Source organism: Rickettsiella grylli (genome assembly GCF_000168295.1).
Lineage (GTDB): Bacteria > Pseudomonadota > Gammaproteobacteria > Diplorickettsiales > Diplorickettsiaceae > Aquirickettsiella > Aquirickettsiella grylli.
The window spans coordinates 209,857-229,757 of record NZ_AAQJ02000001.1; the positions used below are offsets into that span (position 1 = coordinate 209,857).

Genomic DNA, 19,901 nt, shown 5'->3' on the forward strand with positions numbered 1-19,901 from the left:
AGACGACATGAGCGACGCTTTAGTCAATGGGCGACGCATTCGTACAGCAAATATCATTGATGATTATCATCGCGGTGGATTAGGAATATTAGTGGCTTATGGTTTACCTTCCAAGCGGATTACCCGATGGTTGGATCAACTCGCCATGAAATAGGGCTACCCTCAGCGTATTCGAGTGGATAACGGCCCAGAAAATATTTCACGTCACTTCCAGCAATGGGCGAAAATACAGGGGATTGAAATTCAATATATCCAACCTGGAAAACCCGCACAGAATGCATTTATCGAAAGATTTAACCGAACTTATCGTGAAGCTGTTTTAGATAGGTATTTATTTCGAAATATACAAGAAATACAGAACATAACTGATAACTGGCTTAAACATTACAACGAGGAAAGACCCCATGAAGCTTTAAATAATCAAACACCCCTATACTATTTTCAATCCCTAAACAAAAACTACTCTATTTAAAAACTGGGGGAAGTTTGGGAGGTTTACAATATATTTCTAGCAAAGCCATCAAAGTCTTCAATACAACACTTTCGTCATCTTGTCAGACACGCTTTAAAACGTGTGCAAGCTTGGTCTATCCAATCAGTAATTAGCTTCCTTAATCCTATAATACGGGGTTGGAGTTATTACTTTCGGAGCGGTGTAGCAACAAAGACATTCGCGTCACTTGATCAATGGATGTGGATCAAGCAGAAGCGTTTTGTGTTAAGACGTCATCCCAATAAAAACTGGCGATGGCGATACACACGTTATTGGGGACAAATACCAGGACGAAAAGACCGATGGGTGTTCAACGATAAGATTTCGGGTCGTTACCTGTTAAAATTATCCTGGATTTCGATCAAGCGACATGTGCTGGTAAAAGGCAATGCCTCACCAGACAACCCTGCACTACGGTATTACTGGAAGAAACGTAAAAGACTCTGTAAGTAAGCAAACTGCTTGAGCCGAATGCAGGGTAACTTGCCTGTTCGGTTCTGAGAGGAGGGAGGGTCAGTAATGGCCCTCTCTTACTCGACATGGATTTTTTTAATACTAAAATTCGATAAACTGAATTTAGCAGATAGATCTTCCCATAAAATTAGTTCAATATTATTATAATCAGGAAAGCTTATTTAAAATATCAATTTTTTAAAATCAATTCTCATCACTTAAATATTGATAAAGCGACTTATAGAAGATTAATTCTACCACTGAAAGTTTTAAACTTACTCTTAGAGGCATTGCATGGAAATTGCAACAAAAAACGAGTTACTTAACAAGTTTCAAATCGATGGCTTTTGTCTTCCTTCTAATAAATTATCTAGAAACACTCTGCTAAAAATTAAAAAAGAATTAACCAAAATCGAAAAATTTTATACCGTTAAATTCTTGAGTCAATATTCGCATGTAGTGATGAACGACACGCGTTTTATGATTCATGACCTGATGTTTGAAAATTGTCCTACTATACATGAGCTTATTCATTCAGGAGTAGCCGTTAAGTCGTTAAAAGAATGGACGGGTGATGCGCTTATTTGTATAAGTTGCACCTATGCGAGTTGTAAACCAGGGTATCCTGGAATTCCTATGCATACTGATTACGATCCCTATTCTAACAACCTTTATAGACCAAGTAATCCAGTTGCTATTCGAATACTCTATTACCTTGATGATCTCACACCAGATAAAGCCCCGCTATGGGTGCTTCCAAGATCACACAATTCTCTAAATAAATCACTAAGACCTTCTACTGAATTTGTTCATCCGCCCAAAGGGTATATTGAAGTCACCCGCAAAGCGGGAGATCTTGTGATATTGAATACAAAAGTATTCCATGGAGTGGGTCCAAACAAAACTAAAATGAGTAGACGCGTTTTAGCAATGACCTATCGACCAAGATGGGCTGCCCCATTGCATCCAGTGACAGAATATGATGCCATAAAAATAAAAAATATTAATTCAATGTTGCAGCCACTCTTTTCTAACTTAAATACCGATAATTAGCTTGTTGAAATATCTAATGAACGTTATTTTCGGTACTGAGCGCTTAACAAATACATCTTTAATTAATCTAATTTATTACAGCTATGATTTAGGCTATCGGAAATTTGATACTGCTCAGGCATACAACAACTTAACTCTATTAGGAAGGGCTTTTAAGAAACTGCAAAAGAGAGAAACGATACAGATTACCTCAAAAGTATCAAAGCCGTTCATTGAAAAATACTCATTTAGTGCTTGTTTTGAATTGATTTTAAGAGAACTAAAAGTTGATTATTTAGACTACTTATTTATTCACGCACCAAAAGGTATTAACCATCATACGACTATACCGGAAATGCTAAAATTAAAAGATCAAAAAAAAATTATTAAATGGGGTTTAAGTAATTACACGATAAAACATCTTGAGAAACTTAAATCGGATTATCTTTTACCAGATACATTACAGGTTGAAGTACATCCTTACTTGAATGAAGATAAGCTCGTTCAATATTGCCATAATAATCAGATTGAATTAATGGCACACAGTGCATTTGCACACGGTAAAGTATTTAAAGATAAAAATCTTTTACAAATTGCTAGGGATAATCACTGTTCGATTTCCCAACTGGTCCTTTCATGGGCCTTGCATCGTAAATATTTACCAATAATTAGCACGCTTAAAAAGGAACATCTTAAAAAAAATAGTGAAAGTAAATTAATATCGCTTGAGGATAAAACAATAAAATTACTTGATGGATTTAATTCTAACAGTAGAATTTGCTTCAGTGAAGATTGGGCTGAATTTGATTAGAAGCAAGCTGAAAAGAGCTTTTTCTTTTTAAAAAAACAGAATTATACCATGCAAAAAGTATGATAAGCTTGTTTAAAAGCATTTTTTCATTTGGAGACAATACGCCCGATAAAAATTTTATCCATAAACACCTTGTTTTTTCTTTTGAGAAAAATTCATATATTCCCGCAGCTGAATGAAATAAGATTTGTTCAATATCAGCTCTCCACGAAGTCTTAAATTTACCGTGATAATTAATAAAGCTACCACAGCCATATTTTTTTATAAAAATTAATTCTTTTGGCATATATTTTAATGCCAGACGTTTGAGAATATATTTATTTCTATTGCTAGGTGAAAAAAATTTAACCTTATAATAAACCGGTAACGATGCTGCAAACTCGACAATATGATGGTTCAAAAAAGGCGATCTTATCTCGAGTGAATGTGTCATTCCTAATGTGTCTGACATTGAAGCACAATGATTTAATGTAACCAATAATTCAAAAAATAACTTTCCATCAAGCAAATTATCAAAGTTTGACATCTTGTAATATACATCTAGATATTCAATTAAATAGGGATTATTAGAAAATAAAATCATATCATTGGTCAAAAACTTTAAGCTATAATTTGAAATTGTCTTTAGCACAGTTTTGGTAAAAAAAGATTGGATATTTTTTATTGCATATTTCCTAGAAGCTTGGATAAGACATTGCTTCAAGAAATTTTTCCTAAGAAAATTGCTATATGACTTATAACCCCCGAAAACCTCATCAGCCCCATTACCTGTTATTACGACTTTGTGGTATTGACTTATATATTGACTCAAGAACATTGAATGAACTGTATCTAATATGCCTACGGGCTCGTCATAATAACTATTAGCCTTTAGAAAATCTTTGAAGGAAATATCTTTAAAATCGCAGAAATGTTCGTGAGTTTGATATAATTTTGCCACAATTTTAGCCCGATCTAACTCAGGGTCTATTGAGTTAGGTTGATGATTAGAACCCAGCGTAAAGCTATTTATAGCTTCAGAATAGATACCGGACATATGTCCCAATAAAACAGATGAATCAATTCCTCCAGATAAGGTAATACCAATAGAAACATCACTTACTAATGTTTTCTTCATGGTATCGCGTAATAATGTATCTAGCTGTTCAGTTGCCTCGTACGCTGTAATTTTGGTTTTGTTTGTAAAATCAATATTCCAGTAATTTTTTTGCGTGACTTTATTTTTGCAATCAATTATTAAATAATGTCCAGGTATAACCTTATAAATATTTTCATACATAGAATAGGGTGCGGGTGATTGCGTGTAGGCTAAGTAATTCAAAATTGCTATTTTTGATAACGGTGGTCTAAAATCTGTAATTTCCCAAAATGATTTAAGTTCAGAAGAAAAAAATAAACAATTTTTATACCATGTATAATAAAGAGGTTTTTCACCAACCCGATCTCTCACTAAAAATAATAGTTTTTGTTTTTTATCATAAAGTGCAAATGCAAACATTCCTTCTAAATGTTTTATGAAATCGGGACCAAATTTCTGATATAGGGGTAAAATAATTTCTCCGTCAGAAGTGCTTTTGAAAGGATAGTTATATACTAAGTTTTTAATTTTACTATAATTGTAAATTTCACCATTGAAAATAAGTACGAGTGACTTATCATAACTTGAAAACGGTTGATTTGCATTGGATGAAAGATCGATAATGCTTAATCTACGGTGAGCCATCGCAATGTTATCATCCAAATAAACACCACTGCCATCAGGTCCTCTGTGGGTTAAGGTTCCACTCATGCTATTTAATAAATTGCTTATATGAAATGATTTGTCTAAATTACTAAGTATCCCTACAATGCCACACATGTTTGCTCAAACGATAAAATTTAAATATTTGTTTAAAACGCCTCTAAGTTCATCATTAGACATATATTTCTCAGGCATTACTTCGGGTGCTCTATCATTGAGCGCTATATTTCTTGACCAGTCACGAGATTTTGACGGATGACACATGAGTGTTGCGACCATTTCTTTTGCATTTTGAACAATACGATGAAGCACATCCGGCTCTAAATAATAGTAATCACCCGTTTTATAATGTTTTTTTTCGTAAAGTTCCATTTTGGTTTTACCAATTAGAGTCGTTTGAGTGTATTTATTTCTATAATGATATTCATCATAATCCATGGCGTTAAAAACAGCAGAGTCTTTCCATAATTCATAATATAGATTACCATTTAATATAGTTGAGGCAAGATGCCACCGATGGCTATGTAGATTTTCTTGCGATGAGTTATCTGGAAACCAGATATGAAACCGTAAAGTAAAATATTCATTCTTTAAAAGAACAATTTTGTAGAAACCATTACCTTGAAAATAGGAATCTGAAGCAATTCTTTTAAGCTCATTAGGATTATTCATTATATCATGAATCATTTTGATGATGCCGCTTCTACCAAATTTTTTCAAATAAATAGCAAGATTGTTCATAAGCAATTCCGTACTATTAAATGTATAAAATAGTTGATAAATATCAGATGAGAGACTCATCAAAGACCCCGAAACCCCATTTGACGCTTGAATAATCTCCATTAACTTTATGCTCCCTGTCAACGTTTAGATTTATCTATTCATACATTCAAACTACCCAATCCTTGAATTGGTTCGCATGCCAATTCATCATATTATTATTTAGATTAAAAATCCCTATTGAACCACCCGTATGCAGCAGAATGGTTACTTTTTTTCTAGTGGATTGATCTAATGAAGTTAAAAAATTTAAACCAAGATATGCTTTTATCATATAATTGGTATCTAGTAATAAAGCATAATTTTGCAAAGCTTTTTGCATTGCATCTAGCTCAATTTTGCTCGGCTCATCGTATTTACCATTAGACGGAAGTTTTAAAAGAAATACATTTTGAATGTTATTAGAAAGAAAAGGTATTCTTTTTAATAGATCAAACTTCATATTTTCTAATCGTTTCATCCCTATATCGGGCTCATCACCAATACACATGCCATAAATATTCCAAGACAAGCCTAGAATATCTGCTGCGACATGTAGTCCTAAACAAGTACCACCTGAGCCAAATGGAAGGACAATATTCACTTCACCATCAATATTGTTTTCAAAACATTGACCCGCAAGTTCAAAACCTAGCTCAATACTGCCTACTATACCGGGCCATTCAGAAGCTCCTGAATTTATTCTATAAACAGACTCGCCTCTATCTAAAAGCGCATCGACTATTTCATCCATCTTATTGGAGATATCTTCCCATTTACTTTCTTCGAACCATGTTACTGAAGGATTAAACAAACTCGTTAGCAAATAATTCCCTTGTGCATGGTGAGGCTTCTTTTGAGTATCACCACCATAAACCACATGAGCTTTCAGTTGGTTTGCGGCTGCAAAATAAGAAACCGCTTTACACTGATTAGATGCCACGCTACCCGTCGTAACCAAAACGGTTGATTTTTTAGAAACGGCATCATCAATGATATAGGATATTTTTCGATATTTATTACCTGATCCTATATTGTCAATAGTATCTTCACGCTTAATATATAAATTAATATTAAAATCCATGGACATTTGATGATTGTAAAGGAGGGGTGTTAAACGATTCTTATTATATCCTGAAAATTTATTAGCATAATCAGAAATCAATTTGTTGAAAATTTTTAGATAATAATTCACAACGAACTCATTTTCTAAATTTTAGAGCATATAAATATGGGTATTGATTTTTATTTGATGAGTTAGACCAACCAAATTTATTATTTATATCTAAATCCTCGAACAGCTTAAATGGTGTGTAGGGGTATTCTTTCATCTTTTCAAGCTTCATGGTAGTGTTCAGCAATGCACTTACCACATCAGCAAGATTATGTTTCCATCTATATTCAGAATATTTAATAGGTGATTCACGATCAGTATAAGTTCCGGTTGTCTCTTCACACACTGTTTGACCGTCTGAAAAGTATTGCAGTTTGCCGCTTATATTTCCATTGTAGACATAGTCTAGTATAGGGTGAAACTCAATTAAAACAAATTCTCCGTTTTTTTTTAAAACTTTAAAAATTTCTTTTGCCCAGATATCCAAATCATATAACCAGCAAATAACACCATAAGATGAATAGATAATATCAAATGTATTTGCTGCTATATATTGACTTAACTGATGGACGTCTCCAATAATAAATTGAGAGTTAATATTGGACTTTTTACACAAGATTTTAGCATAATTTATTGCTTCTGATGATAAGTCAACCCCAACAGTCTCAGCTCCCATTCGAGAAAATGATAATGTATCTAGCCCGAAATGACATTGGAGATGAAGTAATTTTTTACGAAAAACATCTGATAAAAATTCCCGCTCTGGAAAATTTAAAGTCGATTTTCCTTTCAAAAAACCTTCAACATCATAAAAACTAGAGTTGATGTGAACACTTGTCCTAAGATTCCATCCATGTTGATTTGTTTTAATTTCAAATTTCATATTCAAACACCTTTTTTAAGGATGCACTTTGTGTTGCATGAACAGGATTTTTAACCAAATAACTACCCATCATGAGATAATCAATTCCCGATATAAAGAATGAAGAAAGCGAATCGTAAGGGCTTTCATCAATAGGTTTTCCACGAACATTTAATGACGTGTTGATCAAAACAGGTACTTGCGAATATGCTTCAAATGCTTTAAGCAGGTCATAAAGATAACTATCCTGTTCTTTATATATAACTTGTGCTCTTGCAGTTCCATCATGATGCACGACAGCAGGTATTTTAGCCTTTGCAATATCTCGAGCTTTTACAATTAACATCATATATCGATTGGGTAAGCCTTCAAAATAGGTTTCAAAAGAATCAGAGGTCACCAAAGGTGCTAAAGGTCTAAATTGTTCTCTCACTTTTAATGAATTTAGTTTAGTGCGAGTTTTTTCTGATCGAGGGGAAGCTAACAAACTGCGATTGCCAAGCGCGCGAGGACCAAACTCCATTCTACCCCGATGAAGTGCAACAATTTTCTCATTAGAGAGTAACTTGGCTAACGTCTGAATAGACTCAGATAATGAAAGTTTTTTATAGGATAAGTTTGCTTGTTTTAGCGATGTTTCAATTTCATTATCTGAATACTCAGTGCCCAAAAACATTGATTCCCAAGATAACTGTGGACAACCACCTGATTGCACCCAACTTAACGCCGCAGCTCCAATGGCTGTCCCTGCGTCATGTGATGCGGGCTGAATAAAATAATTTTTCACAACAGGGTTACTTACTAAGCGGCTATTAGCGAGTATGTTGAGAAATGTTCCACCCGCTAAACAAAGATTGGCAGCGTGATATTTTTTCATAAAATGCAGCATTATATGCTCTAGGATTTCTTCAAGTCTGATTTGAGCCGATCGTGCCATATCGAAATGCTTTTGATCCAAAACAGAATTGTATTTACGTTCAGTACCTAAAAATGAGCTTAAATTAAACAGCTTCTTAGCATCAATAGCGTATAACCCATTAGGCTTTATTAAAACAAGCTGTTGCATTTGTTGACGATATAAATCTTTTCCATAAGCAGACATTCCCATGACTTTATATTCATCAGAGAAAGGTTCAAACCCCAAGTGTTGTGTCATACATGAATAAAAAAATCCCAACGAGTGTGGCAAAATTGTTGACGCTATTTTTTTTAAATAACCCTCTTTTCCTAAATAGATGGATGTAGTCGCATTTTCGCCACTACCATCTGAAACAATCACGAGTGATTCAGAAAAACCTGAACAAAAAAATGCGGATGCAGCGTGTGACAAATGGTGATCCCATTCTTTGTAACGCACATTTAATAAATACTTAGGGGACATAATCTGTTTTGTGCGATGTGGTATTTCAAAGCCACTTTTTATCGATGGAAATACATTCGATGCAGTTCGAAATGCTGAAATCTCCTGTTTGAGTGAGGAGCGTCTGCGGTTAATTAAACAACCCCATAGACTTTTCAAATGAGCCCATCTATCATACGAGTAGGCAATCTCATGAATATCTTTAAAGGTCATGTTTTGAGAGTTTAAGGCAGAATATATTGCTTGAAATGGCACATAGGTTTGATATGGACTGTATTTTCTGCCATGTTTAATCCGAGTTAAGCGTTCGTCTTCCATTGCAAATAGCAACTTCCCATTTGCGATTAAAGCAACAGCGGGATGTTCAAAGAAGCTATTTATTCCTAAAATATTCATTTTTCCTTATCTCTTTCGGTTTACAATCAATTATGTAACGCGAACAATGCAATGTACCAATTGTTTCTGACAAAGGTAAGTCAAGAAATTGAGTTGCAAACGCATCTAAATCAGTTTTTTCATTTAAATAGGCAATAAGATTTTTTTGTTCTATATTCATTTCTAGCAACGGACTACCACCTAATTGACTCAATTTATCGTCTATAATTACTGCTAAATCCGCAGATGATAAAAAAGGAGCTCTTGTATTGGTTAGGGCAATTATTTTTTGATAATGATCTACATAATCTTGTTGTGAAGTGCCTCCTACTGCTACTACTCCAGGAAGCAAACAACGCATTAAATAGGCCAAAAATTTATCGGCAAAAATATCTTCATTTCTTAGTGCGTTTGTTAATGATTCAACCGAGAAAACAAACGGAAGTGGAATATCTATGTCCTCAATATGATATTTTGCATTATTACCAAACCCAACGAGCTTTAATGGATAAAGACGCGTATTTTTTCTGTACCAAAAAAAATCTGGTGTTGATTTATTGATAACCTTATTTTCATTTGAGTTAACAAAACTACGTTTTACATCTATAAATGCGTCTCTTACGTTGGGATCAAAAAGTAAGGTATAAACAGGGCTATAAGTATCCCTCAAATGAATTTCTGTCAAACGGGAAACCATACTTTCGTCAAAGGCTATCCGTTCTACTTTTCCGGGTATCTTTAATAAATCCCATAATATTTTATTACTTTGATGATAGCCAAAAGAAGGACTTGGATAATTTCTGTCATTTATGCTATTTAACAGAGAAGATTTTGCGAATAGTTGTTCACCTGAAATTAATTTAATCTGAACTTTAGTTGGTTTTGGAAGACAGCAAAAATTTGAGTTTTTAAGCGTGCGCTTTGAAAATGGAAGTATAGAAAAAAGAGAGCTCATAGTACGTAAAAAAGTAGGGCCTTGAATAGGATTACGTTTCGACAAACAACTTACGGTTGTACATTGCGATGTAAACATTTTGTCAATGTCATTTTCTTGGCAAGCAATCGCATACATAAAATTATTTAAAAATGTCTCTGAATCTAAAAGTAGACTCGCATGATCGGCTTGCTGTATTACGGGCGTTTTTTCTAATAAAGCACATTGATTATCAATGTTAGTTTGTGCATGCTGATGCAGATAAATGGCAATTGCTTTTTGAAGATATGAAAAATAACGATTGTTTTTTTTATTAGGCGAAGGGATTAGGTTTTTTAAATATTGCCTTAATGATAAATTTAAACTAGCTTTTATACGTTTGGCTAATTTGAAATTTTCTAAGTCAAACTGATTGATCAAATTTAATGCTTCAGCAGATATCATAAATAAAAGCTTCGGCTGAAGTAGCATTAATATATGTTCTTAAAAATTCGCTTATTTGCCCATTAGGTAAAGATTCAAATTTAAAACAGAAATTGGGTTGATTCCTAAGTTGTCTGATTTTCCTTATTTTTGATTTACCCACATCAAGTGCCTCATTATCAATAGCAATAAATGCTTGGCAAAGCTCCTCAACATCATTCATTGATGCCCCATAACGCGTAAATTCAGATAATGATAATCGGAAACCTGGAGAATGAATGCCTGGTAATTCTTGAAAATAATTTAGATACAAACCTGCTTCACAAAGCTTGCTAAATAAAATGCAAGCTTCTTTCTCACTTTCAAAAGCCACCCATAGTTGATGGCATTCTGTATATTTTTTACCATGCTTTACTACATGATAGCCAAATTTATTTAATAACTCTCCCATATAGCGAGTATTAATGACAATGTTTTCTGCATATTTTTTTCCTTTGCAAAATTTAAATTCAATCAGCGTAATAGCTAACGAAATGACACTTGCCGCATGATGATGACTGACGAAGTGATCCGTTGCCGACTCAATTTTTTTTGAAAGTATAGGATCGTTCGTGGCCAAAAAACCTTTATGAGGGCCAGGGAAGGTCTTATGGGTTGAACCGCCAAAGCAATGTGCGCCCTCATCAAGAGGGTTATTACATACACCACCGAAAATAAGTCCATTAATATGACTAGAATCATAGTGAATGATGGTTGATGGTGAAACTATATCAATAATTTCACGCATTTTTTTTACAGAAATTGGAAATAAGAAAGTAGCTTGATCGATATAAACTAACGAAGGTTTAACTTTTTTCAATATATCTTCAAATGCAATGTAGTTTATTTCATGGCAGTTAGACATTGGAATATCATTTACTTTTAGAGCAAGCCTTTCTGCAACTACACTACTACTTGGATGTCCACCGCAAGTCAATGGAACAGTAAGAATTGAATCTCCTCGTTTGGTTAAAGCAGCAAGTGTTACCGTCATACAATTAATACCTGAAATGGGTCGAACATTTATATATTTTGCTTTAGCTAATTCGATAAGTAGAGGTTTCAAGATAGTTTGTTCGATGCTAGCTAAATGTTGACCGCTGGGGAAAACCCATTTACCAAATAGTCGTAAATCATCAAGAAAGTAACGCGATTGATTGTCCAAAAGGTAAGGTATACGAGCTAGTGGCGAAAGAACATTTTCGCTCGGAACTAAACTAATGGTTTGCTTTGTGTATTTTTCATGCTCAAGCAAAAGTTCTAAAAGTTTATTGATGTTTAATAAGTGCTTATCCATGATTTCTCTATTCCTTGAGATTAAAATGCGTACTTAGAAAACAGTCTTATTAGGATTTTTAATTACACAATTTGTATATATCCTTAATCTAATTATTGATAGCAACATGACTTTTAACACCCATGAAGAACTATTATTACATATCTGACATAAACTTTGCAATCTTAATATCACGATTCAAAAATATAAATAGAATACAAATAACATCATGAACAACTATTGATTGAATGACTTAGATAGAAAATAAAATCATGGTAATATTTATGGTAATATTTACCTGGTTTAAAGTCATTAAACAGAATCTTAATCTTAAATATATGGAATTAACTTCTCAATTTAATACTGAATGATGAGAAAGAGAGAAAGGGAATATGTATAAATATATCATTTATTCGTCTTACTCAGCAGGTTTTGAATTTGCATGTAAAATCAGAAAAAAAAGGGAAATACTAATTCTTTCGCCCTGTAATTCACCTTTTAAACAACTCTATAAACATAAATTTAAAGATAAATTATATTTATTCTCGGATATCAAAGATCCCACTTTATGGGGCACCATAAACGCGTTTCAACCGGATTTTATAGTCTCCTGTGTATTTAGTGAGAAAATACCCAATGAGCATATTCAACAAGCTAAGATTTTAGCGGTTAATATTCACCCTTCGGCACTGCCGGAAATTAGAACGGGAGATTCATCATTTTGGAATATTCTTTTAGAAAGTGAAACCTATACAGTAACCATGCATAAATTAACTGAACACTGGGATAGTGGTGATATTATTTTCTCAGATAAACGCAAACTTCAATCTTATGCGACAAAATCTTCTATGATTGATGATTTTCGCTATTATATGAGAGATAATGCCGATCGATTTCAAGCAGCACTAGAAAGTAAAAATAGAAAAATAATTTTTCAAACTAATGGAAAGTACTATCCGAAACCAAAAACAAAACACTTCTATTTGAATCTTGATGAAAGTGCAATTTTTATTGATAGACTTATTCGTGCCTGTAACGATGAAATTAGCGTTATTGTAAGATTTAAAGAGTATCAAGTTATACTACTTGAGTCTATAGCATTGCCAAAAACCTCAACCAAACCCCCAGGCTTTATTGAAATAATAGATAATAAATTAATATTAAATACCGTCGATTATAAACTACAAATTAATGTATTGCATGTTGAATCTTATGGTTACATTAGCGCCGATAGGTTCATTAGTATTTTCGATACAAGCATGTCGCCTGTGTCACCTAGATTCGAACCCAATCTACCAAACAACATTTCGATTAAAAAAATATATAAACTTTATCAAGATCATTTTTCACTTAAGGAAAATTTAAGGGAGTATTCAAGGAACTGTGTCAACGCTAAACTAAATTAAGAATTTTAGGAGTTGACATGAAACAAGCGATACTGAGTAAAGAATTTGAAGCTGAAGCGATAGCCCGACTAAAATCAGGAGAATCGTTAACAGGAAAAGACGGAATATTAACGCCGTTAATAAAACAAATTATCGAAGCGTCGTTAGAAGGTGAATTAGAATCCCATTTATTATCAGAATCGAAAACGCCTGAGTTATCGAACCGACGCAATGGAAAAACAAGTAAAGTATTAAAAACGGAGACAGAAAGTTTTGAGCTGGAAACACCCCGAGACCGTCTAGGAACGTTTGAACCGCAAATGGTAAAAAAACGTCAAACGGTTTTAAACGAATCCTTGGATAACAAAATACTATCGCTGTATGCACTTGGGATGAGCTATGAGGCGATCCAAGACCATCTGGCGGATATGTATGGTCTTGAGGTTTCAGCGGCTAAAATAAGCCTGATAAGCGATAAGTTAATGCCGGTTATAACGGAATGGCGAAATAGACCGCTAGAATCTGTGTACCCGATCGTATTTCTCGATGCCATGCATTTTAAGGTACGTATTGAAGGTAAAGTCAGTAGCCGTGCTTTTTATTCGGTTTTAGGGGTTAACAACCAGGGTCGTAAAGAAATTTTAGGGCTGTATCTTTCTGAAAATGAAGGTTCTCGTTTCTGGTTAAGTGTCTTAAATGATTTACGTGCTCGGGGAGTTGAGGATATTCTCATTGCCAGCATCGATGGATTAAAAGGTTTTCCCGAAGCCATTGCTGAGGTTTTCCCCCAGACAGAAATTCAGCTTTGTGTGATTCATCAAATCCGTCATTCATTAAAGTATGTGACCAGCAAAGATCAAAAATCCTTTATGGCTGATTTAAAATTGGTTTATCGTGCGAGTTCCAAGGACTTAGCCGAGCATCACCTATTAGAACTCGATGAAAAATGGGGTAAAAAATATCCTGCTGTGATTAAGTCTTGGCAAACTCAATGGGATAAGCTTTCCCAGTATTTTAAGTATCCTGAAGAATTAAGGCGTATTATCTACACAACCAACATTATTGAAGGGTTTCACCGGCAAGTACGCAAATATACAAAAAATAAAGGGGCTTTTACCAGTGAAAATGCCTTACTTAAATTAATTTACTGTGCCTGTCAAAAAATACTAGAAAAGTGGTGCCAGCCCCTGCATAATTGGGCTTTAATTGCTTCTCAACTGCAGATATTTTTTGATGGCAGGCTAAATTTACAGTTACGATAAATTATTAATGACACAGTTTGGTGAACACTCTCAAATTTAAAAGCTTCAGATTTCAACGGTTACTTACAAAATAATCTAAAATCTTAATAAAACTTATGAAAAAGCTTTGTTCAATATTATATACACCTTAACTGTTGGTTTCTGAATCTGATTTAACCAAAGATTATAGGATCAAAACTTTCTTTGACTTGATCTAAGCAACAGATGGAATTTATGCAAACGATATCCAAGACTTATCTGATTCTGACCAATACAAATAAAATTTTACAAACATGATAAGAGCTGCGACTTTAATCAGAAAGTCAATAGATAGCATTAATAGAAAATATATCTTAACAAAGTTTTCACTATGCCTTGTACTTTTCATTGACTCTTTTTGCATTGGCTGCATCATGCCTTCATTAGCTGATCTTTTATTGAATCCAGAAAAATCATTTCTTAAAATACAGACCTCTTTGCTCTTAAGACATTTTTATTATAATTTGGCAATTAGTTTGCCCACTATATTTGTTTGTATGGGTGCATTAATCCTAGGAGCCCTATCAGATTTGATCGGTAGAAAAATGGTTTTACTGATTGGCTTGCTCGGAGTCGCAATAGCTTGTCTTTTTTCTGCTATAGGAGTTAAAACACACAACATTATATTGTTTCTAATTGGACGAGTGTTGATGGGAATTATGGACGGAAATGAAGCAGTTGCTCAAGCCTGCATGGCAGATCTCAGCAATAATAAAGAAAAAGCAATCAACATGAGCTATGTTTCGCTAGCGATTTCACTAGGATTCATATTAGGCCCTTTAGCTTCTACTATTTTAAATCGAATCAGACAACCATTTTTTTTGATGGAGCCATCCCTACCATTTTATATGTCCACATTAATACTTTTTTTTGGGTTTATATTTATTTTATGTTTTCTGAAAATCCCCAAAACACAAAGAAGGAATAATCAGAAAAAGATAGTTTCGAATTTTATTCAAGCTTGCTTAATTGCGATTAAGTCAAGGCAGCTTAGATCGATGATTAGCATACTCTTTTGTATACAAGTGGCATGGGGAATTTATTTTCAGTCAGCTTCTGCATACTTTGTCAATGTATTCATACCCCCTCCTGTTGCAATTAGTTTTTTTTTCTTAGTTATGGCGTTTACCTTTGCACTTACATTCACGATACTCATACGAGTAGCAATGCAGTACTTAAGTTCAAACTATTTAATTATAGTTGGACTAGTTTCGATAATATTGTCCGCCTCAATTTTGATTATGGCTAAAAATTACCATACTTTTTATTATGCTTGCATCATGATAGCAATAGGAGTTGGGATATCTTCCAATACGATATTGGTATTAATTTCAAATGCAACAGATCAAAGTGCTCAAGGACAAATAATAGGACTTACTTTATCATTTACGTCAGCAGGTTGGTTGATAGCGTTAATATTGAGTAGTATTTTTTCTGCAAATTACAGCTTTTGTTTCATATTGATGATGGCATTCTGCGTTTGTGCTTTTTATCAGTTATTAAAATACATTAAAACAGCAAAGTCGTTCCAATTAATTATAAATAGAAATTCTTCTTAAGAGCGCTAATTGATTAAGAACAACTTTTTCATGCAAATAAATAATACGTCCACATCAACTTTTTGTGCTAGTTGAGCTAGAGTTTAGTATGCAAATAAACAAAGAAGTGATGGTTTGAAAGGGTGTAAGTGTGCTTGATCTGGTGGCCGAAGGTGGAATCGAACCACCGACACAAAGATTTTCAGTCGCACACTTAAATCATAAGTAATTGAAAAAACAATATTTTTATAAACTGGACGACCCCCTCGAACCGCTATTAAATTACAGCAACCTGAGGGTATCAATCAATGCTGGTCGTTAGACGACATGAGCGACGCTTTAGTCAATGGGCGACGCATTCGTACAGCAAATATCATTGATGATTATCATCGCGGTGGATTAGGAATATTAGTGGCTTATGGTTTACCTTCCAAGCGGATTACCCGATGGTTGGATCAACTCGCCATGAAATAGGGCTACCCTCAGCGTATTCGAGTGGATAACGGCCCAGAAAATATTTCACGTCACTTCCAGCAATGGGCGAAAATACAGGGGATTGAAATTCAATATATCCAACCTGGAAAACCCGCACAGAATGCATTTATCGAAAGATTTAACCGAACTTATCGTGAAGCTGTTTTAGATAGGTATTTATTTCGAAATATACAAGAAATACAGAACATAACTGATAACTGGCTTAAACATTACAACGAGGAAAGACCCCATGAAGCTTTAAATAATCAAACACCCCTATACTATTTTCAATCCCTAAACAAAAACTACTCTATTTAAAAACTGGGGGAAGTTTGGGAGGTTTACATCTGAAATACACCGAAAGTATTGCTAGAAAATTGTGTACCAGAATTACCAGACTGAGATTTAATCTACGTAAACTATCGTGGTTTTTAGTAGGTTATTAAGTTTGCAAAGTTAGGAATTTGTAAGCATTTGGAAAACACCTTATTTTTTAACGCTCGTTTTCTGAACGGATAGTATTCATTGACGTCTAAAATTATCCAAAACTTCTTAGAATTTTTTATGACAAGTTTAAAGTTTTAAATCAATACTATCCGTGTGCAATGACAAATGATCGGATAAGTTATTTTCTTCAATAGACGTGTTAAAAAAATGACTAAGTTTGCTTGATAAGTTAGTTTTAAAATCCTCTAACGTGGACGTATCTAAATGTTGAACATGATCTTCGAGTGTTTGCTTAAGAACAGTAAGTTCAGGACTTAATTGAGGCGTATCCACATTTGTTAAAGCAAGCATTTGAGGTAAATTATAAATCAATGCCGCGCCGAGATTGGCTATCCATTTTAATGCTTCAGCAATGTCTCCCGAATAGTCCATTTTTTTTAAACTATCTGCCATGGCTTTGTGTGTAGTAAAACCTGAAAATAAAGCGGGGATGAGCATCAATACCGTCAATAAAGAAGGTCGTTTAAAGCGTATAAGCTTTTTACTGATGCTATTTACCCCTTTTATTGAAAACCCTGCGCCGGGTATTCCATTACCTAGTGCAGCGAAGACACCGAATAAACAACTGATAGATTGGGAAGTAGATAATTTTTGTTCTACTAAATCGCGCATTCCAAAATAATTAATCAATAAATAAGCACTCAATTGCGGAATACTGAATAAAGCAATAGTACTATTTAAAAAATAATAGCTTAATTTTTGACATAAATTAATTTGAGAGTTAGCGAATAATTCACTGTCATGATGTTGGGTAGATGATCGTGAAATTTTTTCAATCATAAAATTAATTTCTTCAATCAGTTTTTCTTTTTGCAAATCGATTTTATTTTTTAGAAAAGAAGTGATGTAATTAATTAATTCTATGGATCCTATCACATTAACACCAATATTAAAAAAAGCAGAAATAGTTTGTAATAAGATAGTTGATGTATCATTATAATTTCCCTCTTTATCGACGAGGTTCATTAATAGATTGGGTGCAACACACATCATGGAAAAAAAAAGTGCGACTGAAAGTCGGTAGGGCATCTTAAACAATTGAGGTAACTGATCGAAAAAATCTCGATAAGCTTGTAGATTAAAAATAAAATTAGTTCCGATACCACTGAGGGCTGCAATTTCTTTTAATCCATTGGAAACCGAAGCGCCTGCTTGGTAGGCCGGGGTATAATACGTGACAACACTGACTAAAGAGACGGAAACGATAGCAACCGTTTTAAAAGTAATCTGTTTAGCGGATTGAATTGATTTTTGAAAAAAATTGAAAGAATTCGTTGGTGCAATTAAAGGCAAATTTTCTGTATTATCAAGCATTTTATTATCCTTAGACAAAAGGTATCCTATCCGATTTTTTAAATAACTAGAATAGTTAATCTTTTTGAAATTAACAAGGAATGGATAAAAAAATAAGTTCTAAATTTTATAACGAGCGATTAAAACCAATGATGAGTAAGTGTCTTTTTTCATCAAGCCCTGTGATACGTAAAGCGGGGGTATCTATTAATTGAAACTGATTGTCAAGGTTATTAATTTCTTCGATAGGATATCGTCCTTTCATCGCTAAAAATACACCATCTTTACAACATAAATGTTGCGTTTTATGTAAAAAATTATTGAGTTGGCTAAAGGCACGACTGACAATGCTATTAAAACATTTTTTAACGTCATATTTTTCGACGCGTAGTGAGATGATATCAACGTTAGATATCATGAGCGTTTGTAAAATGTAGGTTAAAAAGCGCGTTTTTTTTCCATTACTGTCTAATAATGTGAAATGATAGTGGGGATGGGTCAGTGCTAAAGGTAAGCCCGGTAGGCCTGCCCCGGTTCCCACATCGAGAATATGAGGACCTCGCAAATAGGGACTAATAGCAAGGCTATCCATAATATGTTTGGAAAGCATCTGCAAAGGATTACGTATGCTCGTTAAATTATGAATTTGATTCCATTTATGCAGTAATAAGACATAATCGACGAGCTGTTGACTTGTTTTTTTAGAAACCTCGAACCGATTTCCGCTGAGTAGTTTCAAAAGTTGAGTATGTAAGGATTTAAAATCGATCATCGTGTTTGGGTTTTGTATAAAATTAACTTTTTATAAAAAAGTTTCTAAGCCATAAACTAGTTTTTTCAATGCCATCACTTTTTTACAGGCCAATAGTACTCCAGGCATATACGCATTACGATCAATGGTTTCATGCGAGATGGTTAAGTTTCCACCAGGATGACCAAAAAGAATCTCTTGTTTAGCAAGAAACCCAGGTAAACGTAAGGCATGTATTGGAATTTTATTCTTAAGTGCACCCCGTGCACGGGGTATTGTTTCGTGAATTTTTTTTGTACTCGGTTGTGTTTTTCGAGCGGCACTCAGTAATTCTGCCGTTTTTAACGCCGTTGCGGAAGGCGCATCTAATTTTTTTTCATGATGCGTTTCTATAATTTCACATTCTGAAAAATAGTGTGCCGCTTGTTCTGCAAGTCGCATCATTAACAAAGCACCGATACAAAAATTAGGTGCAATAATTCCTCCTAGTTTTTTTTCAGCACAAAGTGTTTGCAATTCTTTAATTTGTTGAGGATGTAAACCACTGGTTCCGATGACAGGGTGTACGTCCGCGAGTATAATACTTTTCGTATTTTTATAAACAGCCCGCGCATGCGTAAAGTCTATAGCAATATCCACTTTATTCGATAGCATGGCATTTTTTAATTCGTGGGTGGTTTGTGTTTCTGCGATTAAATTAAAATGAGGTTCTTGTTGGATCGTTTTAACAGTGACTTGACCCATTCGACCGAGAGCACCATTAATAATAACCTGGATGGACACTGTAAAATTCTCCTGTTTTTACAAAGGTTTTGAGCTGACTATACGCTATATTTTATGAAATGATCCAATAAAGTTGTTCTTGAGTTCATTTTAGTAATAAAGTCGATTTCAATGACTTTAAATGGAAAACCACGTTGATATTATATTTTCCACCGGTCATTGCTAATCCTGTGGCGTATTATGAACGGGAACGGTCAAAAACAGGCCCCACCCAAAAC

General features: G+C 34.1%; 20 protein-coding genes. 10 read left to right on the forward strand and 10 right to left on the reverse strand.

Features of this window, described 5'->3' with window-relative positions; all coding sequences use genetic code 11:
* Positions 1–7: 7 nt before the first annotated feature.
* The 5 genes from RICGR_RS07820 to RICGR_RS00975 all read left to right on the forward strand — a co-directional run bounded on the left by RICGR_RS07820 (position 8) and on the right by RICGR_RS00975 (position 2,789).
* Positions 8–154 carry a hypothetical protein gene (locus RICGR_RS07820; protein WP_240992172.1) on the forward strand — a complete coding sequence of 49 codons (147 nt, stop codon included), beginning with the start codon at positions 8–10 and terminating at the stop codon, positions 152–154.
* Between the two features lie 21 nt (positions 155–175).
* Positions 176–472, forward strand: coding sequence for an integrase core domain-containing protein (locus RICGR_RS00965; protein ID WP_240992173.1), 297 nt, complete (start codon positions 176–178; stop codon positions 470–472).
* 60 nt (positions 473–532) lie between these two features.
* Positions 533–946, forward strand: a complete 414-nt coding sequence (locus RICGR_RS08105; RefSeq protein ID WP_420806099.1) for a group II intron maturase-specific domain-containing protein — start codon at positions 533–535, stop codon at positions 944–946.
* Between the two features lie 294 nt (positions 947–1,240).
* The gene (locus tag RICGR_RS00970) at positions 1,241–1,999 is read left to right on the forward strand and encodes a phytanoyl-CoA dioxygenase family protein (protein WP_006035881.1); all 759 of its coding nucleotides are present in this window, start codon (positions 1,241–1,243) and stop codon (positions 1,997–1,999) included.
* A gap of 16 nt (positions 2,000–2,015) precedes the next feature.
* Entirely contained in the window at positions 2,016–2,789 is a 774-nt protein-coding gene (locus RICGR_RS00975; RefSeq protein ID WP_006034737.1) for an aldo/keto reductase family protein, read from the forward strand.
* On the opposite strand, the gene asnB is transcribed toward RICGR_RS00975, so the two are convergent.
* From asnB to RICGR_RS01010, 7 genes are all read right to left on the reverse strand, one after another.
* Positions 2,761–4,647 carry an asparagine synthase (glutamine-hydrolyzing) gene (gene asnB / locus RICGR_RS00980; protein WP_006035178.1) on the reverse strand — a complete coding sequence of 629 codons (1,887 nt, stop codon included), beginning with the start codon at positions 4,645–4,647 and terminating at the stop codon, positions 2,761–2,763. The genes RICGR_RS00975 and asnB overlap by 29 nt on opposite strands.
* Positions 4,648–4,653: 6 nt before the next feature.
* Positions 4,654–5,271 (reverse strand): hypothetical protein, encoded by a 618-nt coding sequence (locus RICGR_RS00985; RefSeq protein WP_240992174.1) that lies wholly within the window; start codon positions 5,269–5,271, stop codon positions 4,654–4,656.
* 148 nt (positions 5,272–5,419) lie between these two features.
* On the reverse strand, positions 5,420–6,484 hold the full coding sequence (locus RICGR_RS00990) for a pyridoxal-phosphate dependent enzyme (RefSeq protein WP_006034936.1): 1,065 nt from the start codon (positions 6,482–6,484) through the stop codon (positions 5,420–5,422).
* Between the two features lie 7 nt (positions 6,485–6,491).
* Positions 6,492–7,286, reverse strand: a complete 795-nt coding sequence (locus tag RICGR_RS00995; RefSeq protein WP_006035827.1) for a class I SAM-dependent methyltransferase — start codon at positions 7,284–7,286, stop codon at positions 6,492–6,494.
* On the reverse strand, positions 7,276–9,021 hold the full coding sequence (locus RICGR_RS01000; protein ID WP_006035058.1) for a carbamoyltransferase family protein: 1,746 nt from the start codon (positions 9,019–9,021) through the stop codon (positions 7,276–7,278). The genes RICGR_RS00995 and RICGR_RS01000 overlap by 11 nt, the downstream gene beginning before the upstream one ends.
* A complete protein-coding gene (locus RICGR_RS01005) occupies positions 8,999–10,378 on the reverse strand; it encodes a hypothetical protein (protein WP_050763957.1) in 1,380 nt (459 codons plus the stop codon). The genes RICGR_RS01000 and RICGR_RS01005 overlap by 23 nt, the downstream gene beginning before the upstream one ends.
* Entirely contained in the window at positions 10,365–11,693 is a 1,329-nt protein-coding gene (locus RICGR_RS01010; protein WP_006035675.1) for a PLP-dependent aminotransferase family protein, read from the reverse strand. Before RICGR_RS01010 ends, RICGR_RS01005 begins: the two co-directional genes overlap by 14 nt.
* A gap of 371 nt (positions 11,694–12,064) precedes the next feature.
* On the opposite strand from RICGR_RS01010, the gene RICGR_RS01015 reads away from it, so the two are divergent.
* The 5 genes from RICGR_RS01015 to RICGR_RS01030 all read left to right on the forward strand — a co-directional run bounded on the left by RICGR_RS01015 (position 12,065) and on the right by RICGR_RS01030 (position 16,667).
* A complete protein-coding gene (locus RICGR_RS01015; protein WP_006034701.1) occupies positions 12,065–13,078 on the forward strand; it encodes a formyltransferase family protein in 1,014 nt (337 codons plus the stop codon).
* A 17-nt stretch (positions 13,079–13,095) separates the two neighbouring features.
* On the forward strand, positions 13,096–14,319 hold the full coding sequence (locus tag RICGR_RS01020; protein ID WP_006034850.1) for an IS256 family transposase: 1,224 nt from the start codon (positions 13,096–13,098) through the stop codon (positions 14,317–14,319).
* Between the two features lie 272 nt (positions 14,320–14,591).
* Positions 14,592–15,896 (forward strand): MFS transporter, encoded by a 1,305-nt coding sequence (locus RICGR_RS07370; RefSeq protein ID WP_006035062.1) that lies wholly within the window; start codon positions 14,592–14,594, stop codon positions 15,894–15,896.
* Positions 15,897–16,202: 306 nt separating this feature from the next.
* Complete coding sequence (locus RICGR_RS07825; RefSeq protein ID WP_240992172.1) at positions 16,203–16,349, forward strand: hypothetical protein; 147 nt, start codon at positions 16,203–16,205, stop codon at positions 16,347–16,349.
* A 21-nt stretch (positions 16,350–16,370) separates the two neighbouring features.
* Positions 16,371–16,667: an integrase core domain-containing protein gene (locus RICGR_RS01030; RefSeq protein WP_240992173.1), complete on the forward strand. Its 297-nt coding sequence runs from the start codon at positions 16,371–16,373 to the stop codon at positions 16,665–16,667.
* Between the two features lie 255 nt (positions 16,668–16,922).
* Here the strand turns inward: RICGR_RS01030 and RICGR_RS01035 are convergent, their stop codons facing one another.
* The 3 genes from RICGR_RS01035 to dapB all read right to left on the reverse strand — a co-directional run bounded on the left by RICGR_RS01035 (position 16,923) and on the right by dapB (position 19,683).
* Positions 16,923–18,170: a hypothetical protein gene (locus tag RICGR_RS01035; RefSeq protein WP_006034742.1), complete on the reverse strand. Its 1,248-nt coding sequence runs from the start codon at positions 18,168–18,170 to the stop codon at positions 16,923–16,925.
* A gap of 106 nt (positions 18,171–18,276) precedes the next feature.
* A complete protein-coding gene (gene rsmG, locus RICGR_RS01040) occupies positions 18,277–18,921 on the reverse strand; it encodes a 16S rRNA (guanine(527)-N(7))-methyltransferase RsmG (protein WP_006035348.1) in 645 nt (214 codons plus the stop codon).
* A gap of 30 nt (positions 18,922–18,951) precedes the next feature.
* Positions 18,952–19,683, reverse strand: coding sequence for a 4-hydroxy-tetrahydrodipicolinate reductase (gene dapB, locus RICGR_RS01045; protein ID WP_006034747.1), 732 nt, complete (start codon positions 19,681–19,683; stop codon positions 18,952–18,954).
* Between the last annotated feature and the right edge of the window lie 218 nt (positions 19,684–19,901).

What these genes read in the sequence shown, in the direction of transcription:
- RICGR_RS07820 (WP_240992172.1), top strand. Translation starts at nt 8, where the DNA reads ATGAGCGACGCTTTAGTCAATGGGCGACGCATTCGTACAGCAAATATC.
- RICGR_RS00970 (WP_006035881.1), top strand. Translation starts at nt 1,241, where the DNA reads ATGGAAATTGCAACAAAAAACGAGTTACTTAACAAGTTTCAAATCGAT.
- RICGR_RS00975 (WP_006034737.1), top strand. Translation starts at nt 2,016, where the DNA reads ATGAACGTTATTTTCGGTACTGAGCGCTTAACAAATACATCTTTAATT.
- asnB (WP_006035178.1), bottom strand. Translation starts at nt 4,647, where the DNA reads ATGTGTGGCATTGTAGGGATACTTAGTAATTTAGACAAATCATTTCAT.
- RICGR_RS00985 (WP_240992174.1), bottom strand. Translation starts at nt 5,271, where the DNA reads ATGAACAATCTTGCTATTTATTTGAAAAAATTTGGTAGAAGCGGCATC.
- RICGR_RS00995 (WP_006035827.1), bottom strand. Translation starts at nt 7,286, where the DNA reads ATGAAATTTGAAATTAAAACAAATCAACATGGATGGAATCTTAGGACA.
- RICGR_RS01000 (WP_006035058.1), bottom strand. Translation starts at nt 9,021, where the DNA reads ATGAATATTTTAGGAATAAATAGCTTCTTTGAACATCCCGCTGTTGCT.
- RICGR_RS01005 (WP_050763957.1), bottom strand. Translation starts at nt 10,378, where the DNA reads ATGATATCTGCTGAAGCATTAAATTTGATCAATCAGTTTGACTTAGAA.
- RICGR_RS01010 (WP_006035675.1), bottom strand. Translation starts at nt 11,693, where the DNA reads ATGGATAAGCACTTATTAAACATCAATAAACTTTTAGAACTTTTGCTT.
- RICGR_RS01015 (WP_006034701.1), top strand. Translation starts at nt 12,065, where the DNA reads ATGTATAAATATATCATTTATTCGTCTTACTCAGCAGGTTTTGAATTT.
- RICGR_RS01020 (WP_006034850.1), top strand. Translation starts at nt 13,096, where the DNA reads ATGAAACAAGCGATACTGAGTAAAGAATTTGAAGCTGAAGCGATAGCC.
- RICGR_RS07370 (WP_006035062.1), top strand. Translation starts at nt 14,592, where the DNA reads ATGATAAGAGCTGCGACTTTAATCAGAAAGTCAATAGATAGCATTAAT.
- RICGR_RS07825 (WP_240992172.1), top strand. Translation starts at nt 16,203, where the DNA reads ATGAGCGACGCTTTAGTCAATGGGCGACGCATTCGTACAGCAAATATC.
- RICGR_RS01035 (WP_006034742.1), bottom strand. Translation starts at nt 18,170, where the DNA reads ATGCTTGATAATACAGAAAATTTGCCTTTAATTGCACCAACGAATTCT.
- rsmG (WP_006035348.1), bottom strand. Translation starts at nt 18,921, where the DNA reads ATGATCGATTTTAAATCCTTACATACTCAACTTTTGAAACTACTCAGC.